Origin of the sequence: Streptomyces sp. NPDC056527 (assembly GCF_042794475.1) — a bacterium.
Taxonomy (GTDB): domain Bacteria; phylum Actinomycetota; class Actinomycetes; order Streptomycetales; family Streptomycetaceae; genus Streptomyces.
On sequence record NZ_JBHTTQ010000042.1, the window covers coordinates 21,365 to 46,324 of the forward strand.

A 24,960-nucleotide genomic window follows, 5' to 3' on the forward strand; every position below is an offset into this window, starting at 1 on the left:
GCGGAGCGGGGCTCGCTGGTCCGACCAGGGTGAACCAACGAGCCCCGGTTCCGGGGATCAGGCCACGGAAGTGGGCTCGTAGTTGGGTACGGCGGTGATCTCCCGCGTCCCGAACGGGGCGCGCCAGTTGCCCGTTCCCTTGTACAGGTACGCCCCGCGGTCGGCGGCATTGGTCGCGAACAGGTCGGGGCGCCCGTCGCGGTCGGCGTCCCCGATTCCCACGATGTGGCTGTATCCGCCCCAGCCGGATCCGATTTTCACCCGGGTGGCGAAGGTGCCGTCGCCGTTGCCGAGGTAGAGCCAGAGGACGCCGGCGCTGTCGCGGGCGACGAGGTCTCCGGCGGCGCCTCCGGCGATGTTCCCGGTGGCGGTGATCTGGTTGTAGCCGTTCCAGCCGGTGCCGATCTTGACGCGCGTCGTGTAGGGGGCGCGCCAGTTCCCGGTGCCCTTGTAGAGCCACATGGCGCCCGCGGTGTCCGTGGCGAGAAGGTCGGGCCTGCCGTCGCCGTTGAGGTCGCTTCCGGCGGCGATCTTGTTGTAGGCGCCGAAGCCGGTGGCGATCTTGTATCGGGTGGCGAAGGTGCCGTCCTCCTTGCCGAGGTAGTGCCAGAGGACGCCGCTCCTGTCGCGGACGACGACGTCCGCGTGGGCGGCTCCGCCGATGTTCCCGGCGGCCTCGATCTGGTCGTAGCCACCCCAGCCGCCGCTTACCCACTGCTGCCCGCCGGCCGTCAGCCGGCGGCTGTACGCGTCGTAATGCGTATCGGCGCGGTACAGCACCCCCTGGTTGTCGCGCAGGAGCACGTCGGGGGAGCCGTTGTCGTTGTAGTCGTGCGGGGCGGGCTTGTGGACGACCTTGAAGGTCCCTGAGGCGACCAGGCTCGGGCCGATGAAGTTCAGCGGATCTGCCTTGATCTCCCAGACGTAGTCGCCGTTGTACGCGTTCTTCTCTGCGACGTAGCTCGTCCAGCTGAAGGGCAGGACGCCGTTCCCCAGCATGTAGAAGTGCTCGTATGCGACCATCTCGCCGGTCCGCACGTGGCGCAGAGTGAACGAGCCTCCGATGTTCTCCCGGGAGAACTGCCATTGGAGCAGCGCTGGGTCCTGGTCGAAATCGAGCGTGGCGGGAACGTTGTGGCTCACCAGGGTGATCTTGGTGGGCTCCCCGGTGGCAGCGACGAGCGTGGCGGTCGGCGCGCCGTCGCCGCCGGGGGCGATCCGGTAGAGACCTTCCCCCTGCTCGATAGTGCCACCGCGCACGATCTGGGCACCGTCCGGTGCGACGGCGGACGTGGTGGTGTGGTCGAGGAGTTTGTGGGTCGTCACTCCGTCCTTGAGGTTGCGCGCGGTCAGCGCGTTCAGGGGATTCAGTCCGGTGCCGGCCATGCCGCTGCGAGTGCCGTACGTGACCCAGTCGCCGACGAGACCGACCTCGACGTCGTGCCGCGAGGTGCTGCCGACCGCGATGCGCTGGGCCGTGGCGGTGGAACGGTCGACGATCACCACTGTGGCGTTGGACCCCGCGTAGTCGACCCAGGCGAGGTGCGTCGCCGAGATGGCGATGTTGCCCTCCACGGTCTTGGGCATCTCGTAATGCTCCGCCACTGTGTTGGTGGCGAGGTCGATCGTGCCCAGGTACTTCTTGGAACTCACCTGGTCGCCGACGTAGTAGGTCACCAGGGCGTGATCGGCTGTGCCGGCCTTGACCTTGGCGCTCGTGACCTCTGCCGGAAGACCGGCAGTCGGCGCGGCCGCCCCGCCGGCTGCGGTGTGCATGGAAAGGCGCCTGTGTCCCTTGGTGTTGCCGACCGAGGTGAACAGGGCGTTGCCGGCGGCTCCCGCGTAATCGGGCCCGGTCTCGGTGGGTACCGAGAGCAGCGTCTGCCCGGTCGCCATGTCGATGAGTTCGGCTTTGGACTGGGGCCAGCTTGCGGCCACGACGTCCCCCGAACCGGTGCTCTCGATCCTGGTGGTGGCCCAGTTCAGCTCCTTCGGAGCGGAGCCGTCCGCCGGAACCCAGGAGCGCGTCTCGGAGTAGGGCACGTCGCCCGAGGCCCGGGTCTTGGTGAGCGCCAGGAAGCCCGTCGCGCCCGCGCCGAGGATGGTGGTGTTCTTCGGGAACGGCACGACGTCGGTGGACGCCGCTTCCGCCGCGCCCTCGGTGGCCGACGCCGGGACAGGCGCCGCGGCCGCCGCGGCCCCCGTTGGCAAGGCGGTGCCGACGGTCACCGCGACGGTGACGCCCACCGCGACGGCGAGTCTGCGGCTGAATCCATGGGAATGGTGGTGCAACGGACGGGCCCTCCCCTTGAGGCGACCGCGCGCAGCCCGACGACTGGGGCGGCGGCGATCGGAAGACACGGCGGCGGCCGGAGGTTCCCCCCATCCGGATCTTCGCCTTCCGTGGACTGTGGCCGGAGGATAGCAACCCCGGCCGACACCCGTCACGATCTTTCGCGTCGCTCCACCACGCCCCGTACGTAAGCCGCTTGGCCCGCATGCTGGTTGTCCTCCGCGATCACGCTCACCAGGCGGACGCCCAGGGTGACCGGGGGATCCCAGGCATCGTCCACGACGCGGTCGAGGTCGGCGTTGGTCAGGGTGCCGAGGTGTTCCACGCTCCGGGCGTGGACGGCGTCGTAGTAGCCGAGGAGCAGTTCCGCGGAGGCCCGGACCTTGGCGACCTGCGAGCTGGAGTGGCCGTAACCCGTGGCCCCCGCCCCGAACGGAAGGCCGAAGCGGGCCTTCCAGCCGTCGGACGTCCACACCTGCTCGGTGCCGAACACGCCCGCGACGTGGTCGTCCTGGATCCGTGTCAGGTGCCAGACCAGCCAGGCGATCGAGTTCGCGTCCTCGTCGATGCGTAGCGCCAGCTCGTCCTCGGACAGGCCCTCGACGGCTCCGCGCACGGCCTCCTGGACGCGGCCGAAGGCGTCCAGCAGCAGATCGGCGCTCCTCATGTCACTCACTCCTCGCTCGACGGTGCGGTGTGCTCCACCCAGTGGGCCATCGAGAAGGTGCCGACGACGGGCCGCGCGGCCGGTGACAGGGCCGGGAGCCGGCCGAGTTCACCTACTCGGTGGTCAGGATCCGCAGAGCCCGGACGAACGCCTCCCGGTCCGCCGCCGGGAGCCGGGAGAGCAGCTGTTCCTCGCCCTCCTGGATCTCGGACCGCACGGTGTCCCGCAGCTCGCGGCCCTCGCGGGTGAGGGAGAGCAGGCGCGCCCGGCGGTCCTGGGGGTCGGGGCGGCGTCCGATCAGGCCGCGCGTCTCCAGGTCGTCGAGGACGGCGATGATCCGGGTCTTGTCCGCCCGGATGGCCTCGGCCAGGGCTGCCTGGGTGCGGATGGGGGTCTCGTCGAGGTGCAGCAGGACCGCGTACGCCCACATCGTCACGCCGTGGGCGTCCAGGACCGGCTGCTCCGCCGCCATCAGGGTGCGGCCCAGCGGCACGACCATCGCGGCGAGATCGGGGCGGGGCTCTTCCATGGCCACGAAAATACCCGTTGACAATTAGTAGGCACGAGCAGATCGTAAGCACATGCGTATCTCTTTGGAAGCTGAGGGACCGTTCGAGCGGTTACGGCTCCTCCACGCGCGCGTGGTCCGCGACAGCGTCGCCCTGGTGGAGCGGGTGACCCCCGGCGACCTCGGTCGGACGACGCCCTGCGCCGGATGGACGGTCGCCGATCTGCTCGCCCATATGACGGCGCAGCACCGCGGGTTCGCCGCCGCCGCCCTCGGCGACGGCGCGGAGCTCGCCCACTGGTCCGTCCACCCGGTGACCGACACCGCCGACGCCGTCGCGCGGTACGCCGAGGCCGCCGAGCACGTCGTCGCCGCGTTCGCGGCCCTGGGCGGCCCGGACCGGCCCTTCCTCCTGCCGGAGTTCACGGTCGACCGGACCTTCCCCGCGGGCCGGGCCGTCGGCTTCCACTTCATCGACTACGTCGTCCACGGCTGGGACATGGCCCGCGGCCTGGACCTCCCGTACGACCCCGACGCCGACATCCTCGACGCCGCGCTCCCGATCGCCCTCTCCGTCCCGGACGGCGCCACCCGGCTCAGCGCGGACAGCCCCTTCCGCCCGGGGATCCCCCTGCCCCCGGGTGCCGGGACGCTCGACCGGATCCTCGCGGCCCTCGGCCGCCACCCGTGAGCCCGGCGACCGGTTCCCACCAGGCGATCCACAAGAGGGGGTGCGGGTGGGCCTTCGGGTCCCCCGTGGGGGACCCGAAGCTCGCTCCGTCGACGGCGAACCTCGCGCCCGCACGTCAGCCCCCCTACGCTTCCCGCTTCGCCCGATCGGCCCGCCACCCCGCCACCGTCTCCTCCAGGTCGAAGGGCTTCAGGTTCAGCGGCGGCCCCGCGGGCGGGCGGGCCAGGGCCGCGGCGATCTTGGTGTTGATCTCGCCCACGATCCGGCGCACCTGCGCCTCGGACGCCGCCCGGCCGATCGCCTCCACGGCGTCCTCGGCCTCCTTGCGCAGGGCCAGCGAGGGCGGGAGGACCGACGCGCCCTCGCGGTGCATCTTGCTTTTGATCCACCACAGCGCGTCGTAGGGGGCGTTGTCGTCGTCGAGCGGTTTCCCGAAGCCGGCCAGTTTCCTGAACTCGCCGCGCTCGGTGGCCTCGCGGATCTGCTTGTCCACGAAAGACTCGAAGCTGACGCCAGGCGGTTTGCGTTCGGTCATACGTCCAGACTACGAGGGGCCCGGGCGGCGGGGGAGTGGGCCGAAAAGGCAGGAGCCCCGCTCGTGCCCGAGGACACGGAGCGGGGCTCCTTGGGTACTTCTCTAGCCGTGCGCGATCGCCGACCCGGGCAACTTAGGCCGGGGTGACGTTCTCCGCCTGCGGGCCCTTCGGACCCTGCGTGACGTCGAAGTTCACGACCTGGTTCTCCTCGAGGGAGCGGAACCCGGACGCGTTGATCGCGGAGTAGTGGACGAAGACATCCGGGCCGCCGCCGTCCTGGGCGATGAAGCCGAAGCCCTTTTCAGCGTTGAACCACTTGACGGTTCCGGTAGCCATAAGCCCTCCTTGGGCCAAAGGGTTGCCCTGCTCCAGAACCTGCAAACAAGTCTGAAAACTACAAAAGCCTGCGGGTCACATGCTCCGCAGGCTCTGTACTGCAAGGGAAACCAAACTGCAACTTGCGATGAGCGTAGCACGCAGGGTGTGCGCCGCACTAGAGGGAAAGATCACGTCACCCACACGTTTGACGTGCTTCTGATGAGCTGACGCGAGCGCCACGCGCGCCCCGGCGATGTCCACCGTGCGAGACAGGTCTAGCCTCACGATGTGGACAATGCAACCGACGACCACCAGCGCAGCCGGCCCCGCGTCGGACACATCCAGTTCCTGAACTGTCTGCCCCTGTACTGGGGCCTGGCCCGTACCGGAACGCTCCTCGATCTGGAGCTGACCAAGGACACCCCGGAGAAGCTCAGCGAGCGGCTCGTGCGGGGCGACCTCGACATCGGGCCCATCACCCTCGTGGAGTATCTCCGCAACGCGGACGATCTTGTCGCCCTGCCGGACATCGCCGTGGGCTGCGACGGCCCCGTCATGTCCTGCGTGATCGTCTCCCAGCGGCCCCTGAAGCAGCTGGACAGGGCGCGGGTGGCGCTCGGATCCACCTCTCGTACGTCCGTACGGCTCGCGCAGCTGCTGCTCGCCGAGCGGTTCGACGTGCGGCCCGACTACTACACGTGCCCGCCCGACCTCGGGCTGATGATGCAGGAGGCGGACGCCGCCGTCCTGATCGGCGACGCCGCCCTGCGGGCCTCGCTGCACGACGCCCCGCGGCTCGGGCTGGAGGTCCACGACCTGGGGCTGATGTGGAAGGAGTGGACGGGCCTGCCGTTCGTCTTCGCGGTGTGGGCGGCGCGCAAGGACTTCCTGGTCCGCGAGCCGGAGACCGTGCGCGAGGTCCACGAGGCGTTCCTGGCCTCGCGGGATGTGTCGCTGGTGGAGGTCGCCAAGGTCGCGGAGCAGGCCGCGCGCTGGGAGTCCTTCGATGCGGAGCTCCTGGAGCGGTACTTCCGGACGCTGGACTTCCGCTTCGGTCCCGAGCAGCTGGCGGGGGTACGCGAGTTCGCCCGCCGGACCGGTCCGACGACCGGCTTCCCGGCGGACGTGAAGGTGGACCTGCTCGCCTGAGGTCGGAGCGTCAACCTCAGGTCGAAGCGTCACGGCGTCAGGGGGAAGGCACCGGGCCCTGCATCTGCCGGCTGATCCACTCCATCGAGCCGTCCCCCATCCCCCTGATGTAGCCCTTGGCGTTGTGCCCGCCGCCTTGGATGACCTGGAGGCGGGTCTTCACCGGGCCCTTCGTGAAGGTCTTCATGAAGGACCTCAGCCGGGGCTCGCCCGACTCCTCCGTCCCGATCTGGAACGCCAGGTAGACCCGGTTCGCCTCGGTGTCCGGCTTCGTGCCGAGCGCCTTGGCGAGCTTCTCCGGGTTGTTCGCCTGCCGCTGCGCCTCGTGGCCCGCCCACAGCGGGGAGTCGGGGACGGTGTCGGGGCCGGACGCGATGACGGCCTTGAACTTGTCGGGGTGCTGGAGCACCGCCTTCAGCCCGGCGAAGGCGCCGGAGGACGAGCCCATGAACGCCCAGCCGTCACGGGACTTGAAGGTGCGGAAATTCGCCCGGACGAAATCGGGCACGTCCTCGGCGAGCCAGGTCCCCATTCTCGGCTGCCCGGGTATATCGCTTCCGTCGTAGTAGTACTTGTCGTCGGGGTTGAGCACAGGCATCACGACAATGAACGGAAGGCTTTTCCCTTCCTGCGACCATGCGCTGATGCTCGACTGGAGTTTGAGGTCCGTACCCATCCAGTAATTCATCGGATAGCCGTTTCCGCCCGGCAGAGCCACAAGGACCGGGAACCCGCTGTCGGCGTACTTCGGGTCGAAATACTGCTTCGGCGCCCAGACCCACACCTTGCCCGTGAAGCCGGACTTCGCGCCCGCGAGGGTGGTGACACCGATCTTGGTGCCGTCGTCGAGGGTGTTGGCCGTGGTGAAGCTTGCCTTGGGGCCGGTGGGCAGGACGGTCTCGGGGACGTTCGCCCTTGGTGTCCGCGGGGTGCTCGGCGCGCCCGCCCTGTCGGCCGTGGCCGTCGATCTCGGGGTGTCGAAGGTGACGGGCGCCCCCTCGTCCGAGCAGCCGCCGACGAGAGCGGCCGTGGCGCCGAGGGCGAGCGCGGCGGCGAGGATCCTGCGAGTCCTCGGGACCTTGGGGTTCCTCGTGATCCTGGGGAGGCGTGTCATCGGGTGACTCCGGGGTGCTTCGGACACTGCGACGTATTACGGAGAAGAGGAGGGGCGTGGTGGGGGATCGGTTGGCTGGGTACGGTTCCGAATCGTGGTGATCCGGCCCACCTAGGGCCGTGCGCCGCCGGAAGGGGAGACATGCAGCCGCTCGAAGCAGGGGAACCCAGGACCATCGGTGCCTACCGGATCCTCGGCCGTCTGGGCTCCGGTGGCATGGGGCGGGTCTATCTGGCGCGCAACGAGGGCGGCCGGACCGTCGCCGTGAAGATCGTGCACCCGCACTTCGCCCTGGACGAGCAGTTCCGGTCCCGGTTCCGGCGTGAGGTGGAGGCCGCCCGGCTGGTCGGCGGGGAGTGGACCGCGCCCGTCCTGGACGCCGACCCGGAGGCCGCCGTGCCGTGGGTCGCCACCGGGTACGTCGCCGGGCCGACGCTCACCCGCGCCGTGGAGGCGATCGGCCCGCTGCCCGCGCACACGGTACGGACCCTGGGCGCCGGCCTCGCCGAGGCGCTCGCGGGCGTGCACGGACTCGGCCTGGTCCACCGCGACGTGAAGCCCTCCAACGTGCTGGCCACCCTGGAGGGGCCCCGGCTCATCGACTTCGGCATCGCGCGCGCCACGGACGGCACGGCGTCGCTCACCGCGAGCGGGGTCTCCATCGGCTCGCCCGGCTACATGGCGCCCGAGCAGATCCTGGGCCATGGAGCGTCCGGGGCGTCCGACGTCTTCTCGCTCGGAGCGGTCCTCGTGTACGCGGCGACCGGCGCCCCGCCCTTCCCGGGCGACACCTCCGCGGCCCTTCTGTACAAGGTCGTCCACGAGGAGCCCGAACTCGGCTCGCTGACGGGAGAGCTGCGGGAGCTGGTGGCGGCCTGCCTCGCGAAGGACCCGGCGGCCCGCCCCACCCCGGGCGCGGTCGCGGTCGCGCTCGCCCCGCGCGGGGCGGCGGCGCTGGTGTCGGGCGGCTGGCTGCCGAGCCCGCTGGTGGAGGAGATCAGCCGGACCGCCGTACGCCTCCTGGAACTCGACGCGGGCACGGGAACGGTCGAACCGGTCCCCGGTGCCGCGCCCGACCCGAACGCATCGGGGCCCGTGCCCTTCACGGCCCCTTCCGTGTGGGCACCGGCCCCCGCGGGGGCCCCGACCGGCCCGCCGTCGGGCGTCTTCGGTCCTCCGGCGGTTCTGTCGCCCGACGCCCGCGCCGAGACGGCGGGTCCGTCCGGGCAGGCGGCTCCCGATCCCGGTGTCTTCGGCCCGCCGATCGCTCCCGCACCCGGCGGCTTCGCCACCCCGTCGGACCAGGGGCACACCTCCCCCGACGGTGAAGGCGGCCGGCGGCGGCAGGCCACGCTCTCCCTCGCCGCGGGGCGACGCGTCAGCTGTACGGTCGCGCTCGCCGTCGCAGGGGCGCTCGCCGCCGTGACCCTGGGAGCGGGGTACCTCTACGACCTGATGCCGGGCGGTCGCCGGGGAGCCGACGCGAGCGACACCGGCGGGAGCAAGACGAATCCCCCCGCCACCAGGCCCTCGGCCTCCACCACGCCCTCCGGATCCGTCCCGGAAGCGTTCCTCGGCACCTGGACCGGACCCACCACCGAGCGCAACGGCTCCCCGCACGGCGACTTCACCGTCGTCGTCTCCGAGGGCGACACCGGCAAGGACGTCGTCCGCACCACCCACACCATCACCGTCCTCGGCACCACCGTCAGCTGTCACGGCCTCGGCAAGCTGACCTCCGCCTCCGCCACCGAACTGAACATCGCCGACCGCACGGACCCCGACCGCCCCGGCACCCAAGGCCTCTGCACCACCGGCACGTCGACCTTCACGCTGACCCGCAACCCCGACGGCACCCTCACCTACCGTTCCCACGAGGAAGCCGCGGGCCGCCCTAGCGGCACCCTCCGGAAGTCCTGAGAAGTGCTGGCGTAGGCTGGTTCAGTCCTTAGATTCCACCCTCCGAAAGGGACTCAGCCGGTGACCGAGAAGGCCGACCTTCAGTCCGTCCTCGACCGCGCCGCAGAGGGTGGCCGGATCACCCCCGAGGAGGCGCTCGACCTCTACCGCTCGGCGCCGCTGCACGCGCTGGGCGCGGCCGCCGACGCCGTGCGCCGTCGTCGCTACGCCGGTACGGAGCACATCGCGACGTACATCATCGAGCGGAACATCAACTACACCAACGTCTGTGTGACGGCGTGCAAGTTCTGCGCCTTCTACGCGCCGCCGAAGGACACCGCCAAGGGCTGGACCCGCGACCTCGACGACATCCTGCGCCGCTGCGCGGAGACCGTGGAGCTCGGCGGCACGCAGATCATGTTCCAGGGCGGGCACCACCCGGACTTCGGTGTCGAGTACTACGAGAAGCACTTCGCCGCCATCAAGAAGGACTTCCCGCAGCTGGTCATCCACTCCCTCGGCGCGTCCGAGGTCGAGCACATGGCCCGGATCTCCGGCGTCTCCGTCGAGGAGGCGATCACCCGCATCCACGCGGCCGGTCTCGACTCCTTCGCCGGCGCCGGCGCCGAACTGCTGCCGGAGCGCCCGCGCAAGGCGATCGCCCCGCTCAAGGAGAGCGGCGAGCGGTGGCTGGAGATCATGGAGATCGCGCACGGCCTCGGGGTGGAGTCGACGTCGACGATGCTGATGGGCACCGGCGAGACGAACGCCGAGCGCATCGAGCACCTTCGGATGATCCGTGACGTGCAGGACCGGACGGGCGGCTTCCGGGCCTTCATCCCGTACACGTACCAGCCGGAGAACAACCACCTGAAGGGCCGCACGCACGCCACGCTCTTCGAGTACCTGCGGATGATCGCGATCTCCCGGCTCTTCATGGACAACATCGCCCACATCCAGGGCTCGTGGCTCACCACGGGCAAGGAGATCGGCCAGCTGACCCTGCACTACGGCGCGGACGACCTCGGCTCGATCATGCTGGAGGAGAACGTCGTCTCCTCGGCGGGCGCCAAGCACCGCTCCAACCTGCGCGAGATGATCGACATGATCCGTACGGCGGACCGTGTCCCGGCGCAGCGTTCCACCACGTACGAGCACCTCGTCGTCCACGACGACCCGGCGAACGACCCGGTCGACGAGCGGGTCGCCTCGCACATCTCCTCCACGGCCATCGAGGGCGGCACGGCGCACCCCGAGCTGAAGCTCCTGAACGCCAACTGACGCCTTCGTGCTGACGATTCACACGGCGGACGTGGTGCTGCCGGGCCTGGGTCACGACCCCGTGCCCGGCGGCGCGGTGGCCGTCCGGGACGCGGAGATCGTGGCCGTCGGCCCGTACGAGGAGGTGGCCGCGGCGAACCCGGAGGCGCGGGTCCGCCGCTGGCCGGGCGTCCTGACCCCGGGGCTGCGGCAGTGGCACGGGCACTGGCTGCTCACACGGGTGTACCACCCGGACCCGCGTGAGGCGGACGAGCTGGGCACCGCCCCCGTCATGGGTCCGGCCTTCGACGCCCTCGCGCCCGACGCGGCCCGGATGGCGGGCAGTGTGCGGCGCGGGATCCAGCGGATGCTGGCCCATGGGACGACGCATGTGGGGCTCGGGCCCCGGTCGGCGGTCCGGCAGGCCGTGGGGCGGGCCGGGCTGCGAGAGGTCCCGAACGCGCCGGTCCTGGCGCCGCCGGTCTGGGACGGCCCGGATCTGGACCCCTTCGTGGAGGGTCACGACCTGGACGGCACGGTCCACGGTCCGCTGCAGGTCGGCGAACCCGCCGATCTGGCGGTCTTCGACGTGGCGGACGAGGCCGATCTGGTGGCCCGCGGGGCCAGCACCTGCGTCGCCACCGTTCTCGGCGGCCGTCTGGTCTTCCGCCGCCGCTAGGGCGTGTCGCTTCGGCGTCCGTCAGCCGCCGCTGACCGCTGTGGACTTCTTCTGGACCGGGTTCTCGTCCGCGTACTTCACCAGGTTCGTGAAGCGGTCGTCGCGGGCGACGGTGAGCAGCTGATCCGCGGTCACCGGAGCGGAGACACCGGGCTTGCCCGCGGCCTCCGACGGGTTGACGGAGAGCAGGACGTGGCTGCGTCCGTAGGCGAACACGACCATCGCGCCCATGGTGTCCAGATCGTTCACCGGCATCGAGTACACCTGAGCCGTACGGCCCGTGCCGAGGTCCGCCTTCTCGCAGGTCGTCTTCTTGGAGGGCATGTCCCGGCAGGGCTGCAGCGCCTCGCCCTCCGCCGGACGCACCGACAGCATCGTGGTGAAGTCCCGCCCACTAGAGGTGATCTGGTAGAGCGACACCTCGCCTTCCACCGGCCGGATGTCCGTCACGTTCGTCGGCAGCAGCTCGTCCAGGAGCGCGGCGACCTGCTGCTGGAACTGGGCGCGCCGCTCCGCCTCGGCCCCGGTCTCGGGTGCCGGAGGCTCCTGGCCCGGTGTCGGCGTGAGCCGCACGGGCGTGTGGTACGCCGAGGGGAAGGCGTCCGGGGGTGCGGCGGGCATCGCCACCCCCGTGCCGGGACCCGGCAGCAGGGTCAGGCCGAGGGCCGCGGCGGTCACCGTGCCGAAGACACCGCCGACGGCGGCGAGGCGGGCCCGGGCGCGCCGTCTGCGTCCCTGGACGATGGCGACGGGCGCGAGGTCGGGGAGCGGTGGAAGGTCCTCGGTCGTACGCTCCATGGCGCTCTTGAGCAGTGTGGCGTCGTCCACGGTGGGCCTCACCTTCCGGTGGCGTGGTGGTCGGTGGCGTAGAGGTGGGCCTCGCCGAGGCGGTCTCGGAGCCGCGCGAGCGAGCGGGAGCAGGTGCTTTTGACCGTCGCCTCGCTGCAGCGCAGGAGCGAGGCGACGGTCTCCACACTGAGGTCCTCCCAGTACCGCAGGACGACCATGGCGCGGGCTCTGGGCGGGAGCTCGGCGAGCGCGGCGAGCAGGGTGACCCGGAGGTCGGTGTGCTCCGCCGTGGGTGCGGGGCCGAGCCCGCCGGTCTTGGTGAAGGCGAGCAGGTCGCGCAGTCGGCGACGTCGCTCGGCGAGGAAGGTGCGGGTCAGGACGGTCTTGGCGTAGGCATGCGGGTACTCGGCCGTACCGGCCCTGCGCCAGTGCTGGAACAGCTTGGCGAGGGTGGTCTGGGTGAGATCGCGGGCGGTCTCGGCGTCGCCGCAGAGCAGGTACGCCGTGCGGTACAGCCGCGTCTGCCCGGCGCGGGCGAACTCCTCGAACGCCTCGTCCGAGCCGTGCGGTGCCTGCATCGCGCTCCTCCGTCCCTGGGGGCGTCCCCCGCTGCCCGACTGTCACCCCTCCTTGAGTGCGCTGCCCCCGAAAAGGTTGAGAGGAAATTTTCGACGAATCCCCGGCGGCCACGGAGGGCTCCCGAAGGCCGTGGCGCGAGGGCTGCCACAATGGCCGGGTGACCCGAGCATCCCTGGACAAGCAGCCGCACGAAGTCGCCTCGATGTTCGACGACGTGGCGGCGAACTACGACCTCACCAACGATGTGCTCTCGCTCGGCCAGGACCGACGCTGGCGCAAGGAGGTCGCGAAGGCGGTCGACGCCCGCCCGGCGCAGCGGATCCTGGACCTGGCGGCCGGGACGGCCACCTCCTCGCAGCCCTTCGCCCGGGCCGGAGCCTATGTCGTGCCCTGCGACTTCTCGATCGGGATGCTCCAGGTCGGCAAGAAGCGGCACCCGTGGATGCCGTTCACCGCCGGCGACGGTACGAAGCTCCCCTTCCGCGACGACGTCTTCGACGCGGTGACGATCTCCTTCGGGCTGCGCAACATCCAGGACACCGACGGGGCGCTGCGCGAGCTGTACCGGGTGACGAAGCCCGGCGGCAGGGTCGTGATCTGCGAGTTCTCGCACCCGACCTGGAAGCCGTTCCGCACGGTGTACGAGGAGTACCTGATGCGGGCGCTGCCGCCGGTGGCCCGGGCGGTGTCGTCCAACCCGGACGCGTACGTCTACCTCGCCGAGTCCATCCAGTCCTGGCCCGACCAGCCGGCCCTCGCGGGGCTGCTGCAGAAGGCCGGCTGGTCCAAGGTCGCCTGGCGCAACCTGACCGGCGGCGTGGTGGCGATGCACCGGGGCTTCAAGCTCCCGTAGGGGCACACCGCCCGGAAGCCCCGGGACCGCCGCAATAGACTTCGACCGACCTTCCCTCGACCCTTCGGGAGACCACGCCGTGACCGAGCCCCTCTCCGAGCACAGCGCAGATGTGATCGTCGTCGGGGCAGGCCCGGCCGGCTCCACGACCGCGTACTACCTGGCCAAGGCGGGACTCGACGTCCTGCTCCTGGAGAAGACCGCGTTCCCCCGCGAGAAGGTCTGCGGCGACGGGCTCACCCCGCGTGCCACCAAGCAGCTCGTCGCCATGGGGATCGACATCTCCGAGGAGGCCGGCTGGCTGCGCAACAAGGGCCTGCGCATCATCGGCGGCGGCGTCCGGCTCCAGCTCGACTGGCCGGACCTCGCCTCGTACCCGGACTACGGACTCGTCCGCAAGCGGGACGACTTCGACGAGCAGCTCGCCCGGCAGGCGCAGAAGGCCGGCGCGCGGCTGTACGAGCGCTGCAACGTCGGTGCCCCGATCATCGACGACCGCACCGGACGGATCACCGGTGTGACCGCCAAGCTCGGCGAGGACAAGCGCGAGGTCACCTTCCACGCGCCGCTCGTCGTCGCCGCCGACGGCAACTCGACCCGGCTCTCGCTCGCCATGGGCCTGCACCGGCGCGAGGACCGGCCGATGGGCGTGGCGGTACGGACGTACTTCACCAGCCCCCGCCACGACGACGACTACCTGGAGTCCTGGCTGGAGCTGTGGGACCGGCGCGGACCGCAGGACCGGCTGCTGCCCGGCTACGGCTGGATCTTCGGCATGGGCGACGGCACGTCCAACGTCGGCCTCGGCATCCTGAACTCCTCCTCCGCCTTCAAGGAGCTGGACTGGCGCGAGGTCCTCAAGGCCTGGTGCGCCTCGATGCCGGAGGACTGGGGCTACACCCCGGAGAACATGACGACGCCGATCCGCGGCGCCGCCCTGCCGATGGCCTTCAACCGCCAGCCGCACTACACCAAGGGCCTGCTGCTCGTCGGTGACGCGGGCGGCCTGGTCAACCCGTTCAACGGCGAGGGCATCGCCTACGCGATGGAGTCGGGCCAGATCGCGGCCGACGTCATCGTGCAGGCGCACGCCCGGTCGACCCCGGCGCAGCGCGAACTGGCCCTGCACAACTACCCGAAGATCCTCAAGGACACCTACGGCGGGTACTACACGCTCGGCCGCGCCTTCGTGAAGATCATCGGCAACCCGAAGATCATGAAGATCGCGACGCAGCGCGGTCTGACCCACCCGGTCCTGATGAAGTTCACGCTGAAGATGCTCGCGAACCTCACGGACCCGACCGGTGGCGACGCGATGGACCGGATCATCAACGGCCTGTCGAAGGTGGCCCCGAAGGCCTGAGCCGGTGCCGCGGCCACGGCCGCCCACGAACGGGTGATGCCCCCGACGCCTGTCGTCGGGGGCATCCGCGTGTCACGGGCAGGTTCTGACCTCGGGAGTGCGCCTCAGCAGCAGTCCTCGGGCGATCACGGTCGTCGGCTGCGTCGCCCGCCCGGCTCCGGAGGGGCGACAAAGACGGCCCGGCCAGACGATCTCCGCCAGCAGGGCCAGCAGGTGGAGCTGGAGACGGGAGAGCCCGCCGAGCTTCTCGCGCATGTTCGTGACATGGAACTTGACGGTGCGTTCGGTGATGCCGAGCCGTACGGCGAGGTCCGTGTTGGACTCGCCACCGGGCATGGCCGAGAGGACTTCCCGCTCGCGGTCGGTGAGGAGATCCAGCCGGTTCAGGGCAGCGGTGACCGGGTTGACCCGGCCGGATCTCTCCTCGTCGGCTTCCGTAGGACGTGTCGGGTTGTAGTACTGGCCATGACGATGCATGTCTGTCCCCCCCCAGAGACGGCATTCGTTGAGCACCGTGCAACGGCGTGCACGGTGCGACGGCGCGGCGTCGCGCCAGTGACCGTAACCCCCGGCGAGGCGGAATCCATTGCCCGTCTCGCCTGATGGTCCTCGCCCGAACGGCCGGAAACCGACGTGCTGATCAGTCGGTTTCCGGCCGGTCTGGGTGCTTTGCTGATCAGCCGTTCAGCGTCGTCGCCAGCTTCAAACGGTCTCCCAGCTCGGTCTTCGCCTGGTTCAGAGTCTCGGCGTTCTGCTCGATGTTCCGCTGCTGATAGGCGGTCTCGACCGTGTACCAGACGCCGACGAGGTTGGCTCGATCCTTGCAGGCGACATCCTGCTTGGCGGCGGCGATGGCCTTCGGGCTTCCGTAGGTGTCCGAGGCGATCCCGAGGTCCTCCTGGGGGCTCACGGGGTCGTCCGTCTTGTACCCCTTCTCGGCCATGCAGGCCGACCACGCCTTGAACGCCTCCGCGACGCGGGAGTCCTCGCGGGCACGGGTGAAGGCGTCGGCGGTGACGTTGAAGACGAACATGACGTCGACCGCACCCTTCTTCGGGGCGTAGAGCTTGAGGTAACTCTCCCGGTTGCAGCCCCCGATGGGCACCTTCTGCCCGTTGACGACCTTGCCGCTGTCCACCCCCTGCGCCTCCTCCCAGCTCATCGGCTGAGCCGAGCCGCCCTTGGCGTCCGGGCCGCTGAGGGCGAGCTGTCCGGTGGCGCTGAGGGAAGGAGCCGCCGGCTTCGCCGGAGGCTCGACGCCTCCGCGTGTGTCGTAGCCGTGCCGAGCCGCCTTGTCGGCATCGGTGAGGCCGTAGCGGGAGTCGTCCGATCCGGACCCGCGGCCCGACTCGACGGGCGGGGGCGGCTCGTAGGAGAAACCGAACCGCTTCATGCACTGGCCGATCAGCCGGTTCTGGGCCTTCTGGAGCTGCTGTTGCTGTTCGTGGGTGGTCTCGTAGGTGTCCAGCGGGTACGAGAGCCCGGCCGTCCGGAGCAGCTTGGGCACCGCGCCGATCTGTGGCTCGCTCTTGGGGTCGCCGCCACCGGAGTCCGACGAGGAGCAGGCGGTGAGAAGCGTGGCGCTCAGCAGAAGGACGGAGGCGCGCGTGGCGAGTGGGCGCATGGGGCTGCTCCAGAGGAATGTGCGTGGCTACCATGGGCGAAGCCGTTGCTCTGCCCGCCTCTTTCGGGCAGAGCAACGGCTCCTGTGTCGCTACATGTCGTCGGCGATGCCTACAGGCCGTCCGACGGGTCGATCAGTGCTGATCAACGGGCCTTGTAGTAGTAGGCCGAGGAGATCTTGTTCTTGAAGTTCGACGAAGCGTCGCCGCTGTAGCCGACGGGGAGGCTGCCCTCGATGCCACCGGCGTTGGCGTCGGTGTACACCCACCAGACGTTCGAGTCACGGTTCCAGTAGGAGGCCGTGTTGTCGTTGGCGGACTGACCCGCGCCGGCACCCGGGCCGGGGAAGGTGTCGCCGGAGAAGTTGGAGTCCGAGACGTACAGGTCGAACACCGCGCCGTTCAGGCCGGAGTTGTAGTACAGGCCGAACTCGCCACTCTCCAGGTAGCCGTTCTTGCCGGTGGCCGCCGAGGCGGAGCCCGCGGTGGCGAGGGCGCCCGCGCCGATGGCGGCGAGCGCGATCGCCGTGGCGGCGACGCGACGGATAGCAGTGCGCTGCATGGTGGTGCCTTTCATATCGATGGTGCTGGTGTGGTGTCTGCGACCCGAGTGGGCCGCCGCTAAAGAGCGAACAGCACCAACAGGCGCTAGTCCACTGTCCGTTGAGACAGTTACCGGCACGACTACCCGTGGCTATCCTGACGGTGCCGAGTCGCCCGCCGGGCGCCGGCCGTTCCCGCGCAGGGGCCATGACGCGACGTAGCGCAGCGCCGCGACGGCCCCTCATCGCGCGTTCCCCCATGCATGGGAAGCCCTCCCGGAAGGACCACTCTGATGACACGCCGTACGGCCGTCGTACCTCTGCTGATCGCCGCCTTCGGGCTCGCGGGATGCGCGAGCACAGGGGACGGCGCATCCCCGAACAAGGGTGGCGCGAGCACGCCGCCCCCGGCCGCGTCCGTCTCTCCCTCGGAGAAGACCGCGGACTGGGCCGGGTACTACGACTGCCTGGCCGCGCAGGGCCTCACGCTCCAGGACACCGGGAGCGGCGAGAAGCGCGTCGACAAGGACGCCAACAAGCCCGACGCGATCACGAAGGCGGAGGCGGCCTGCGCGAGCAAGCTGCCGGCCCAGGGCCAGGCCGACCCGGCGGCGCTCGCCGAGGCGAGGAAGATCTCCGAGTGCGTGCGCAAGGAAGGCGTCACGGACTACCCGGACCCCGACCCCAAGACCGGGGAGGTGGCGCTCGACGGCGCGCTGGGCGAGAAGATCAAGGGCGACCAGAAGGTGATCGAGGCCCTGAAGAAGTGCTCCCCGGCGGCCGGTGGCACCAGCGGCGGGACGGTCGTCGGTGGCTGAGGAGACCTCGCCCGGGGCCACGCCCACACGCGAGGCCGTCTCCGAAGGCTCCCGGCTCTCGCGCGGCCGCTTCTGGGTCGTCGGTCTGGTCGTCGGCGCGGTGGTGCTGACCGGGGGCGGGATCGTCGCCGGGACGTTCATCAAGTCGCCCTCCCAGGTGGCGGCGGACGCCGAACCGCCTCCTCCGGACGTTCTGATCGCCCGGGTCGAGAAGCGGGTCCTCGCCGAGACGGTGGTCCTGCGGGGCACCGTCGCGGCCGGTCAGACCGTGCAGGTCGCGCCGGTGGCCTCGGGCGGCGAGGGCAGTGGTGCCCCGGTCGTCACCAAGGTCCCGGTCAAGAGCGGCGACACCGTCCGGCAGGGCCAGGTCCTCCTGGAGATATCCGGTCGGCCCGTCTTCGTGCTGAAGGGCGGGCTGCCGGTCTACCGGGACCTCAAGCCCGGAGCCACCGGCGACGACGTGAAGCAGCTCCAGGAGGGTCTGGCCGCGCTCGGCCACGGCCGAGGCGGCGACGCCAAGGGCACGTTCGGCGAGGGGACGAAGAACGCGGTCGAGGACTTCTACGCCGCCGTCGGCTACGACCCGAAGCCGGCCGTGGACGACGACGGCGCGGCCGTCGACGGCGCCAAGGCCGCGGTCACCGGAGCAGAACGGGCCGCCGAGGACGCCCGCGACGCCCTGAGGGCCAACACGGACCAGGCCCAGGACAAGACCCTGCGCAAGGCGCGCGACCGGGCCGACGCGGATCTGCGGACCGCCCGTACAGCCCTGGCCAAGGCGCGGGCCGCGGCCGGTCCGATGCTTCCGGCCGGGGAGGTCGTCTTCGTGCAGGGCTTCCCCGCACGGGTCGCGTCCGTCGCGGCACGGCCCGGGGCGCAGGTCGACGGGACGGTGATGACCCTGTCCTCCGGGAAGCTGGTGGCGCAGGGCCATCTTCAGGACCACCAGAAGGGCATGGTCAGAGCCGGCCAGAAGGTGAAGATCCTGGAGGAGAACTCGGGCAGGGAGATCGCCGCGAAGGTCGTCTCCGTCGCCGACTCGCCCACCCGGCAGCAGGATGCGCAGGACGGCGCCCCACAGGACGGGGGCGGTGGCGACGACGACGGGAACGCGGGCGGTGGCGGAGCCTCCGGCGCGGTCGGCTACCTCTTCACGGCCCAGCCGACCGGGGAGCTGCCCTCCGAACTCGCCGGCCAGGAGGTGCGGCTGACCATCGAGGCCGCGTCCACCGACGGCAAGGCGCTGGTCGTCCCGATCACGGCGGTCTCGGCGGGATCCGACGGGAAGACCGTCGTCACCACCGTCGACGGGACGGGCAGGCAGGAGCGGATCGAGGTACGGACCGGCACGACCGGCGACGGTTTCGTGGAGGTCACCCCGCTCACGGACGGTGCCCTCAAGGAGGGTGACAAGGTCGTCACCGGGATCAACCCCGGCGGAGCCGCGGGCGCGTCCAAGGGCAGCTCGTGAGCGGCCCGGATCAGGGCCCCGACCCCCGCACAGGTCCGTCCCCGGCCACCCCCGTCATGGAGTTCCGCCAGGTCAGTCTCACGTACCCGGGGCCGCCGCCGGTCACCGCGCTTCGGCCGTGTGAACTCGTCGTGGAGAAGGGCGAGTTCATCACGATCGTCGGGCCCTCCGGCTCCGGCAAGTCCACCTTCCTGAACGTCGCCGGACTGCTCGACGCGCCCACTGGCGGCACCTATCTGCTGGACGGCATCGACACCGCCGGGCTGCGCGACGGCGACCGTACGGCGCTCCGCGGCCGCCGCATCGGTTTCGTCTTCCAGTCCTTCCATCTGCTGCCCCACCGCAGCGCGACGGAGAACGTGATGCTCTCGATGGTGTACTCGGCCGTGCCGCGCGCCGAGCGCCGGGCGCGGGCCCGTTCCTCCCTGGAACGGGTCGGCCTCGGCCACCGCGTCGACGCGCTGCCCGGCCGGCTGTCGGGCGGCGAGCGCCAGCGCGTGGCCATCGCCCGCGCGCTGGCCGGACGCCCCTCGCTGCTGCTGTGCGACGAGCCGACCGGAAACCTCGACTCGGACAACGCCGAATCCGTCCTCGGACTCCTCGGCGAACTGCACGCCTCGGGCATGACGATCGTGGTCATCACCCATGACGCGGAGGTGGCGGCGCGCGGCGAGCGGACCGTGACCATCCGCGACGGGGTGCTGAGCGAGTCGGCGAGGGTGGGGTGAGCCGGATGCGCCTGCGCAGATCCACACCGCGTGTGGTGGAGCCGTCCCGGCTCACCGCCCGGGACGTGCTGTCCGAGGCCGTCGCGGGGATGCTCCAGCGCCCGGGCCGCTCGGCGCTCACCGCGCTCGGCACCGTCCTGGGCGTGGGCACCTTCGTGGCCATCCTCGGGCTGACCGCGACGACGTCCTCGCAGATCGACTCCCGGTTCAATCTGCTGACCGCCACCGAGGTCACCGTGGAGGACATCGCCCAGGAGCAGAACGAGTTCGCCGATCCCGCCTTCCCGGCCGACGCGGACGCCCGGATCGAGCGGCTCGGCGGCGTCGAGCACGCCGGGGTGTACTGGACGGTCCGGCTGGAACCCGGCACGACGGTACGGTCCGCGCCGGTCGGCGACGGAGCGGGCGGCGAACAGATCGATGTGGTGGCCGCCTCCCCGGGCGCGCTGCACGCCGCGGTGCCGAAGCTGGCCCAGGGGCGGCTCTACGACGATTTCGCCTCGAAGAGCGGCCAGCCGGTGGTGGTGCTCGGGGCGTCCGTGGCCGCCCGGCTCGGCATCACCACCCTGGAGACGAGTCCGGCGGTCTTCATCGGCGACGAGCCGTTCACCGTCGCGGGGATCATCGACGACGTGAAGCGCCGGGCCGATGTGCTGATGTCGGTGACGGTGCCGCGGACCACCGCCGAGAAGCTGTGGGGGCCACCTCAGCAGGGCGACGCGAAGATGCTGATCGCGACCCGGGCGGGCGCGGCCGAGCAGGTCGCGCACGAGGCGCCGGTGGCGCTGCGCCCGGACCATCCGGAGTATCTGAAGGCGATCCCGCCGCCGGATCCGAGGACGCTCCGGGCCGGCGTGACCGACGACCTCAATCAGCTCTTCCTGCTGCTGGCCGCCATCTGTCTGGTGATCGGCGCGGTCGGGATCGCCAACACCACGCTGGTGGCGGTGCTGGAGCGGACCGGGGAGATCGGTCTGCGCCGGGCCCTGGGCGCCCGAGGACGGCACATCACCGTCCAGTTCCTCACGGAATCAGGTGCTTTGGGGGCGGTCGGCGGGCTGGTCGGCACGGCGCTGGGTGTCTCGACGGTGATCGCCGTGGCGCTCGTCCGGGACTGGACACCGGTCGTGCACTCGGCGACGGTGGCCGCGGCCCCGGCGATCGGACTGGTCACCGGGGTGATAGCCGGGCTGTATCCGGCGTGGCGGGCGTCGCGGATCGCGCCCGCGGAGGCGCTGCGTCGCTGAACCGGAACGCGCGCCGGTAGTCGGAGGGGGAGACCCCGACCGTACGGGTGAAGTGGCGCCGCAGATTGGCCGACGTGCCCAGGCCGCTGCGGTCGCCGACCAGCTCCACCGGCAGGTCGGTGGACTCGAGCAGGGTCTGGGCGCGGGCCACCCGCTGCTGCAGGAGCCACTGCAACGGCGTGGTGCCGTACGCCTCCTGCACCCGCCGGTGGAAGGTGCGCGGGCTCATCCGGGCCCGCCGGGCGAGGTCGTCGACGGTCAGCGGGTCGGCGAGGTTCTCGGTCGCCCACTGCAGGACGGGTCCCAGGCTGTCGCCGTCGCTCGGCGGCAGCGGTGCCTCGATGAACTGTGCCTGCCCGCCGGTGCGGTGCGCAGGCACGACCAGGCGCCGGGCGAGCTGCCCCGCGATCGTGGCGCCGAGGTCCTTGCGCACGAGATGCAGGCACAGGTCGAGCGCGGCGGTGGCTCCCGCGCTCGTCAGCACGCTTCCCTCGTCCGTGTAGAGGACGGAGTCGTCCACGATCACCTCGGGGTGGCGGGCGGCCAGCTGCCCGGTGTGCTGCCAGTGGGCGGTGGCCCGGCGGCCGTCGAGGAGTCCGGCGGCGGCGAGCGCGAAGGCGCCCGTGCACAGGGACACCATCCGTGCGCCGGAGGCGGCGGCCGCGCGCAGCGCCTCGACCAGCTCGGCCGGCACCTCCTCGCCGTCCTCCACGACCGCGTCGGGCACCGACGGCACGATGACGGTGTCCGCGCCCACGAGTCCGTCGAGACCATGGTCGGTCCGCAGGGAGAAGACCCCGGCGTCACCGGAGTTTCCGCAGAGCCGAAGCTCGTACCAGGGGTCGGCGAGGTCGGGGTGCGGGATGCCGAAGACCCCGCACGCGAGGGAGAGTTCGTACAGCTCCCACAGCGACGTTCCGATCCGCCGGTCCGGTACGACGGCGATGGCGACGACTCCCGTACTCATACCGCCGACGCTACGGCAGGAATCGTGCGCCCGTCGTCAGCCCTGCCACTGTCGGCCGGATTCCGCCGCTGCGAGCGTGGAGTCCATGAACGCACAGAACATCACGGTCATCGGCCTCGGACAGATGGGCTCCGCCCTCGCCGACGCCTTCCTCGCCGCCGGCCACCGCACCACCGTCTTCAACCGCACTCCGGAGAAGGCCGACGCCCTGGTCGCCCGCGGGGCCGTCCGCGCGGCCGGCGTCGCCGAGGCGGTCACCGCGAGCGAACTGGTCGTGGTCTGCGTCCTCGACTTCGCCGCCGTACGCGAACTCCTGGCCCCCGTGGCCGAGTCGCTGCGGGGCCGGGTCCTGGTCAACCTCACCACCGGCTCGCCCGAGCAGGCCCGCGCCGAGGCGGAGTGGGCGGCGGAGCACGGCATCGGCTATCTCGACGGCGCCGTCATGACGACGCCGCCCGGGGTCGGCGACAGCGCCAACATGATCCTTTACGCGGGTGCGCCCGAGCTCCTCGCCGAGCACCGCGTGACGCTGGCCGTCCTCGGCGACCCGGTGGACCTGGGCGCGGACGCGGGCCTCGCCTCGCTCTACGACGCCGGACTGCTCGGCCTCATGTGGTCGGTCTTCGGCGGCTGGCTGCACGCCACCGCCCTCGCGGGCGCCGACGGGGTGCCGGCCCGGGACTTCACGGCGGTGGCCACCCGCTGGATGAGGACGGTCTCCTGGTTCATGACCGGGTACGCCGAGCAGATCGACGCGGGGGAGTACCCGGGCGCGGACGCCACGATCGACGTCCAGGTGGCCGCCATCGGGCATCTGCTGCACGCGGGGGAGGCGCGCGGCATCGACAACCGGCTGCCGGAGCTGCACCTGGAGCTGATGCGGGCCGCGGTCGACGCGGGCCACGGCGGTGACAGCTACGCCCGGATCATCGAGGCGTTCCGTAAGTAAGGCGCAAAGAGGGCAAACGGCGAAAAGCCGTCACTCCCCCGAGGAGTGACGGCCTTCGTCGTGCTTCGCGATGCGGGTGATCAGAGGATCCGGACCGCGCCGGAGGGCATGTCCCAGTCCAGGGAGCGCTCGACGACACCGGTCGACGGGTTCTGCGCACCGACGTACTTGCCGCCGCCCACGTAGATCGCCACGTGGTACGAGCCGCTGCGGCTGCCCCAGTACAGGATGTCGCCCGGCTGCAGGTTGCTCAGCGAGACGGACGTGCCCATGGACGACTGGGAGCTGGAGATGCGCGGCAGGTCGACGCCGGCCTGGCGGTAGGCGGCCTGGACGAGACCGGAGCAGTCCCAGGAGTTGGGGCCGGTGCCGCCGGAGATGTAGGCGTCGCCGACCTGGGCGCGGGCGAAGGCGACGATCGCCGCGGCGGAGCCGGTGGCCACCTGCGAGCTGCTGTCGGCGCTGGACGACGAGCCGCTGTCGGAGGACGCGGAGAGCGAGGTGCGCGCCTGGGTGCGGGAGGCGCGCTCGCGGGCCTCGGCGCGGGCCTTCTCGGCCTTCTCGGCCTCGGCCTTGCGGTCGGCCTCCGCCTTGGCCTTCTTGGCCTCCTTGGCGGCCTTCTCGATGGCGGCGTTCTCCTGGGCCTGCAGGCTCAGGTCGAGGGCCTCCTGCTGGGAGGCCTCGGCCGACGCGGAGACGGCGCTCGCCAGGTCGATGTCGAGGGAACCGAGCGTGGGCATCTCGATGGTCTCGGTCACCGGCTCGGCATTCGCCGGCCCGGCAGCACCGGCCACCGCGATGGTGCTGAGGACGCCACCGGCAACTCCTGCCCGGAGCGCGAGCTTCGAGGCGCTGCGGCGGGGCTTCCGGTGGCTGGGTATGTGAGCGGTGTGGGACATGAGTACAACCGCTATCAGGGCTTCACGGTTCCCTTCAAGAAACGTGGGTTGCGCCACAGTTACGTTCGGAACCACATAATCCGCTTACCTGGCGCCCTTATTGACGCCGTAACGGACAATACGGGCATGGCCGATCAAGCCCTTGATCACGGGTTTTCCGCGAAACGTCCGAATTGACCGCCGCTTACCACCTCTTCACACCGATGGCCAAGCCCCGCTTTCTCCGGACGGGTGAGGGTGTGGTGCAGGTCACATCCGGCTCGTGAAAGAGCGCACGCGTCCACTCTCGTCCGCGAGTGCCCCCGACCGGGCGACGGGCGGTTGCTTTATCACCTGCGTGGCATCCAGTGCCAATTTGCTTGCATGGCCCACCTCTTGATAGTGCGCCACCCCCTCCGACCAGCGCTTTCCGGTCCGGATGTCACATCTGGTGATCACCTGGGCGCTTCGAGTGCCAAGATCACCGCTCATCCGACTTCATGATCCTTCGTCAGGTGGTGGAGATCACAAAGTCCTTGGTGTACCCCGTGTCGCAGATCACAGAGGGGCGGGCATAAGATGCGGGGCAGTCGGGCTTGTGAACTGCCTCACATGGGGGCGATCTTCGAGGCCCGACCGTGCGGTCCAACGGTCAAGGACGACTGGAAGGAGCGAGGAGCGTGAATGCGTACGCGCCCATCCTCGTGCTCGGTGCCCTGGGTGCGGGGTTTGCGATCTTCTCCGTGGTCATGGCCACGCTAATCGGCCCAAAGCGGTACAACAGGGCAAAGCTTGAGGCGTACGAGTGCGGCATCGAGCCGACGCCGACGCCGGCCGGAGGTGGCCGCTTCCCCATCAAGTACTACCTGACGGCGATGCTCTTCATCGTCTTCGACATCGAGATCGTCTTCCTCTACCCCTGGGCCGTCACCTTCGACGCCCTGGGGCTTTTCGGGCTCGTGGAGATGTTGCTCTTCGTGCTCACCGTCTTCGTCGCCTACGCCTACGTGTGGCGGCGCGGCGGCCTGGAATGGGACTGA

26 protein-coding genes are annotated in these 24,960 nt (G+C 70.7%); 13 read left to right on the plus strand and 13 right to left on the minus strand.

Annotation, left to right across the window (positions count from 1 at the left end; all coding sequences use genetic code 11):
- Positions 1-57: 57 nt before the first annotated feature.
- The 3 genes from ACFQ7Q_RS20810 to ACFQ7Q_RS20820 form a co-directional block, all read right to left on the minus strand.
- Positions 58-2,292: an FG-GAP repeat domain-containing protein gene (locus ACFQ7Q_RS20810; protein WP_383557250.1), complete on the minus strand. Its 2,235-nt coding sequence runs from the start codon at positions 2,290-2,292 to the stop codon at positions 58-60.
- A 152-nt stretch (positions 2,293-2,444) separates the two neighbouring features.
- Positions 2,445-2,960 (minus strand): DinB family protein, encoded by a 516-nt coding sequence (locus ACFQ7Q_RS20815; protein ID WP_383557252.1) that lies wholly within the window; start codon positions 2,958-2,960, stop codon positions 2,445-2,447.
- 112 nt (positions 2,961-3,072) lie between these two features.
- Positions 3,073-3,489, minus strand: coding sequence for a MarR family winged helix-turn-helix transcriptional regulator (locus ACFQ7Q_RS20820; RefSeq protein WP_383557255.1), 417 nt, complete (start codon positions 3,487-3,489; stop codon positions 3,073-3,075).
- A gap of 52 nt (positions 3,490-3,541) precedes the next feature.
- Between ACFQ7Q_RS20820 and ACFQ7Q_RS20825 the strand changes: the two genes are divergently transcribed.
- Positions 3,542-4,159, plus strand: a complete 618-nt coding sequence (locus ACFQ7Q_RS20825) for a TIGR03086 family metal-binding protein (RefSeq protein ID WP_383557257.1) — start codon at positions 3,542-3,544, stop codon at positions 4,157-4,159.
- Between the two features lie 124 nt (positions 4,160-4,283).
- Here the strand turns inward: ACFQ7Q_RS20825 and ACFQ7Q_RS20830 are convergent, their stop codons facing one another.
- A complete protein-coding gene (locus tag ACFQ7Q_RS20830; RefSeq protein ID WP_383557260.1) occupies positions 4,284-4,694 on the minus strand; it encodes a DUF1992 domain-containing protein in 411 nt (136 codons plus the stop codon).
- A 133-nt stretch (positions 4,695-4,827) separates the two neighbouring features.
- Entirely contained in the window at positions 4,828-5,031 is a 204-nt protein-coding gene (locus tag ACFQ7Q_RS20835) for a cold-shock protein (RefSeq protein ID WP_003967102.1), read from the minus strand.
- 270 nt (positions 5,032-5,301) lie between these two features.
- Between ACFQ7Q_RS20835 and ACFQ7Q_RS20840 the strand changes: the two genes are divergently transcribed.
- Complete coding sequence (locus tag ACFQ7Q_RS20840; protein WP_383557262.1) at positions 5,302-6,162, plus strand: menaquinone biosynthetic enzyme MqnA/MqnD family protein; 861 nt, start codon at positions 5,302-5,304, stop codon at positions 6,160-6,162.
- 37 nt (positions 6,163-6,199) lie between these two features.
- Here ACFQ7Q_RS20840 and ACFQ7Q_RS20845 read toward each other — a convergent pair whose 3' ends face one another.
- Positions 6,200-7,276, minus strand: coding sequence for an alpha/beta hydrolase (locus ACFQ7Q_RS20845; RefSeq protein ID WP_383557265.1), 1,077 nt, complete (start codon positions 7,274-7,276; stop codon positions 6,200-6,202).
- 141 nt (positions 7,277-7,417) lie between these two features.
- Between ACFQ7Q_RS20845 and ACFQ7Q_RS20850 the strand changes: the two genes are divergently transcribed.
- The 3 genes from ACFQ7Q_RS20850 to ACFQ7Q_RS20860 are packed head-to-tail and all read left to right on the plus strand — an operon-like array spanning position 7,418 to position 11,114.
- The gene (locus ACFQ7Q_RS20850) at positions 7,418-9,196 is read left to right on the plus strand and encodes a protein kinase (RefSeq protein WP_383557268.1); all 1,779 of its coding nucleotides are present in this window, start codon (positions 7,418-7,420) and stop codon (positions 9,194-9,196) included.
- Positions 9,197-9,256: 60 nt separating this feature from the next.
- Positions 9,257-10,456: a cyclic dehypoxanthinyl futalosine synthase gene (gene mqnC / locus ACFQ7Q_RS20855; protein WP_383557271.1), complete on the plus strand. Its 1,200-nt coding sequence runs from the start codon at positions 9,257-9,259 to the stop codon at positions 10,454-10,456.
- Positions 10,457-10,463: 7 nt separating this feature from the next.
- Positions 10,464-11,114 (plus strand): hypothetical protein, encoded by a 651-nt coding sequence (locus ACFQ7Q_RS20860; protein ID WP_383557274.1) that lies wholly within the window; start codon positions 10,464-10,466, stop codon positions 11,112-11,114.
- 21 nt (positions 11,115-11,135) lie between these two features.
- Here ACFQ7Q_RS20860 and ACFQ7Q_RS20865 read toward each other — a convergent pair whose 3' ends face one another.
- Positions 11,136-11,942 (minus strand): hypothetical protein, encoded by an 807-nt coding sequence (locus tag ACFQ7Q_RS20865; protein WP_383557277.1) that lies wholly within the window; start codon positions 11,940-11,942, stop codon positions 11,136-11,138.
- 8 nt (positions 11,943-11,950) lie between these two features.
- Positions 11,951-12,481: a SigE family RNA polymerase sigma factor gene (locus tag ACFQ7Q_RS20870; RefSeq protein ID WP_383557281.1), complete on the minus strand. Its 531-nt coding sequence runs from the start codon at positions 12,479-12,481 to the stop codon at positions 11,951-11,953.
- Positions 12,482-12,639: 158 nt separating this feature from the next.
- Between ACFQ7Q_RS20870 and ACFQ7Q_RS20875 the strand changes: the two genes are divergently transcribed.
- On the plus strand, positions 12,640-13,335 hold the full coding sequence (locus tag ACFQ7Q_RS20875) for a demethylmenaquinone methyltransferase (protein WP_383557283.1): 696 nt from the start codon (positions 12,640-12,642) through the stop codon (positions 13,333-13,335).
- A 79-nt stretch (positions 13,336-13,414) separates the two neighbouring features.
- Positions 13,415-14,698 carry a geranylgeranyl reductase family protein gene (locus ACFQ7Q_RS20880; RefSeq protein WP_383557286.1) on the plus strand — a complete coding sequence of 428 codons (1,284 nt, stop codon included), beginning with the start codon at positions 13,415-13,417 and terminating at the stop codon, positions 14,696-14,698.
- A 72-nt stretch (positions 14,699-14,770) separates the two neighbouring features.
- Here the strand turns inward: ACFQ7Q_RS20880 and ACFQ7Q_RS20885 are convergent, their stop codons facing one another.
- From ACFQ7Q_RS20885 to ACFQ7Q_RS20895, 3 genes are all read right to left on the minus strand, one after another.
- Positions 14,771-15,175 carry a helix-turn-helix transcriptional regulator gene (locus tag ACFQ7Q_RS20885; protein WP_383557288.1) on the minus strand — a complete coding sequence of 135 codons (405 nt, stop codon included), beginning with the start codon at positions 15,173-15,175 and terminating at the stop codon, positions 14,771-14,773.
- A gap of 199 nt (positions 15,176-15,374) precedes the next feature.
- The gene (locus tag ACFQ7Q_RS20890) at positions 15,375-16,322 is read right to left on the minus strand and encodes a hypothetical protein (protein ID WP_383557290.1); all 948 of its coding nucleotides are present in this window, start codon (positions 16,320-16,322) and stop codon (positions 15,375-15,377) included.
- A 143-nt stretch (positions 16,323-16,465) separates the two neighbouring features.
- On the minus strand, positions 16,466-16,882 hold the full coding sequence (locus ACFQ7Q_RS20895; protein WP_383557294.1) for a peptidase inhibitor family I36 protein: 417 nt from the start codon (positions 16,880-16,882) through the stop codon (positions 16,466-16,468).
- A gap of 273 nt (positions 16,883-17,155) precedes the next feature.
- Between ACFQ7Q_RS20895 and ACFQ7Q_RS20900 the strand changes: the two genes are divergently transcribed.
- Genes ACFQ7Q_RS20900 through ACFQ7Q_RS20915 form a run of 4 tightly spaced genes read left to right on the plus strand, consistent with a single transcriptional unit; the run spans position 17,156 to position 21,126 of the window.
- Entirely contained in the window at positions 17,156-17,680 is a 525-nt protein-coding gene (locus tag ACFQ7Q_RS20900; RefSeq protein ID WP_383557296.1) for a hypothetical protein, read from the plus strand.
- Positions 17,673-19,151, plus strand: coding sequence for a peptidoglycan-binding protein (locus ACFQ7Q_RS20905; RefSeq protein WP_383557298.1), 1,479 nt, complete (start codon positions 17,673-17,675; stop codon positions 19,149-19,151). The genes ACFQ7Q_RS20900 and ACFQ7Q_RS20905 overlap by 8 nt, the downstream gene beginning before the upstream one ends.
- Before the next feature lie 56 nt (positions 19,152-19,207).
- The gene (locus ACFQ7Q_RS20910; RefSeq protein ID WP_383557346.1) at positions 19,208-19,879 is read left to right on the plus strand and encodes an ABC transporter ATP-binding protein; all 672 of its coding nucleotides are present in this window, start codon (positions 19,208-19,210) and stop codon (positions 19,877-19,879) included.
- Between the two features lie 5 nt (positions 19,880-19,884).
- The gene (locus ACFQ7Q_RS20915) at positions 19,885-21,126 is read left to right on the plus strand and encodes an ABC transporter permease (RefSeq protein WP_383557300.1); all 1,242 of its coding nucleotides are present in this window, start codon (positions 19,885-19,887) and stop codon (positions 21,124-21,126) included.
- Here ACFQ7Q_RS20915 and ACFQ7Q_RS20920 read toward each other — a convergent pair.
- Entirely contained in the window at positions 21,050-22,093 is a 1,044-nt protein-coding gene (locus tag ACFQ7Q_RS20920) for a helix-turn-helix domain-containing protein (protein WP_383557302.1), read from the minus strand. The genes ACFQ7Q_RS20915 and ACFQ7Q_RS20920 overlap by 77 nt on opposite strands.
- On the opposite strand from ACFQ7Q_RS20920, the gene ACFQ7Q_RS20925 reads away from it, so the two are divergent.
- Positions 22,071-23,042 carry an NAD(P)-dependent oxidoreductase gene (locus tag ACFQ7Q_RS20925; RefSeq protein ID WP_383557303.1) on the plus strand — a complete coding sequence of 324 codons (972 nt, stop codon included), beginning with the start codon at positions 22,071-22,073 and terminating at the stop codon, positions 23,040-23,042. The genes ACFQ7Q_RS20920 and ACFQ7Q_RS20925 overlap by 23 nt on opposite strands.
- 80 nt (positions 23,043-23,122) lie before the next feature.
- Here ACFQ7Q_RS20925 and ACFQ7Q_RS20930 read toward each other — a convergent pair whose 3' ends face one another.
- Positions 23,123-23,941 carry a C40 family peptidase gene (locus ACFQ7Q_RS20930; protein ID WP_383557305.1) on the minus strand — a complete coding sequence of 273 codons (819 nt, stop codon included), beginning with the start codon at positions 23,939-23,941 and terminating at the stop codon, positions 23,123-23,125.
- A gap of 659 nt (positions 23,942-24,600) precedes the next feature.
- Here ACFQ7Q_RS20930 and ACFQ7Q_RS20935 point away from each other — a divergent pair.
- Entirely contained in the window at positions 24,601-24,960 is a 360-nt protein-coding gene (locus tag ACFQ7Q_RS20935) for an NADH-quinone oxidoreductase subunit A (RefSeq protein WP_030494815.1), read from the plus strand.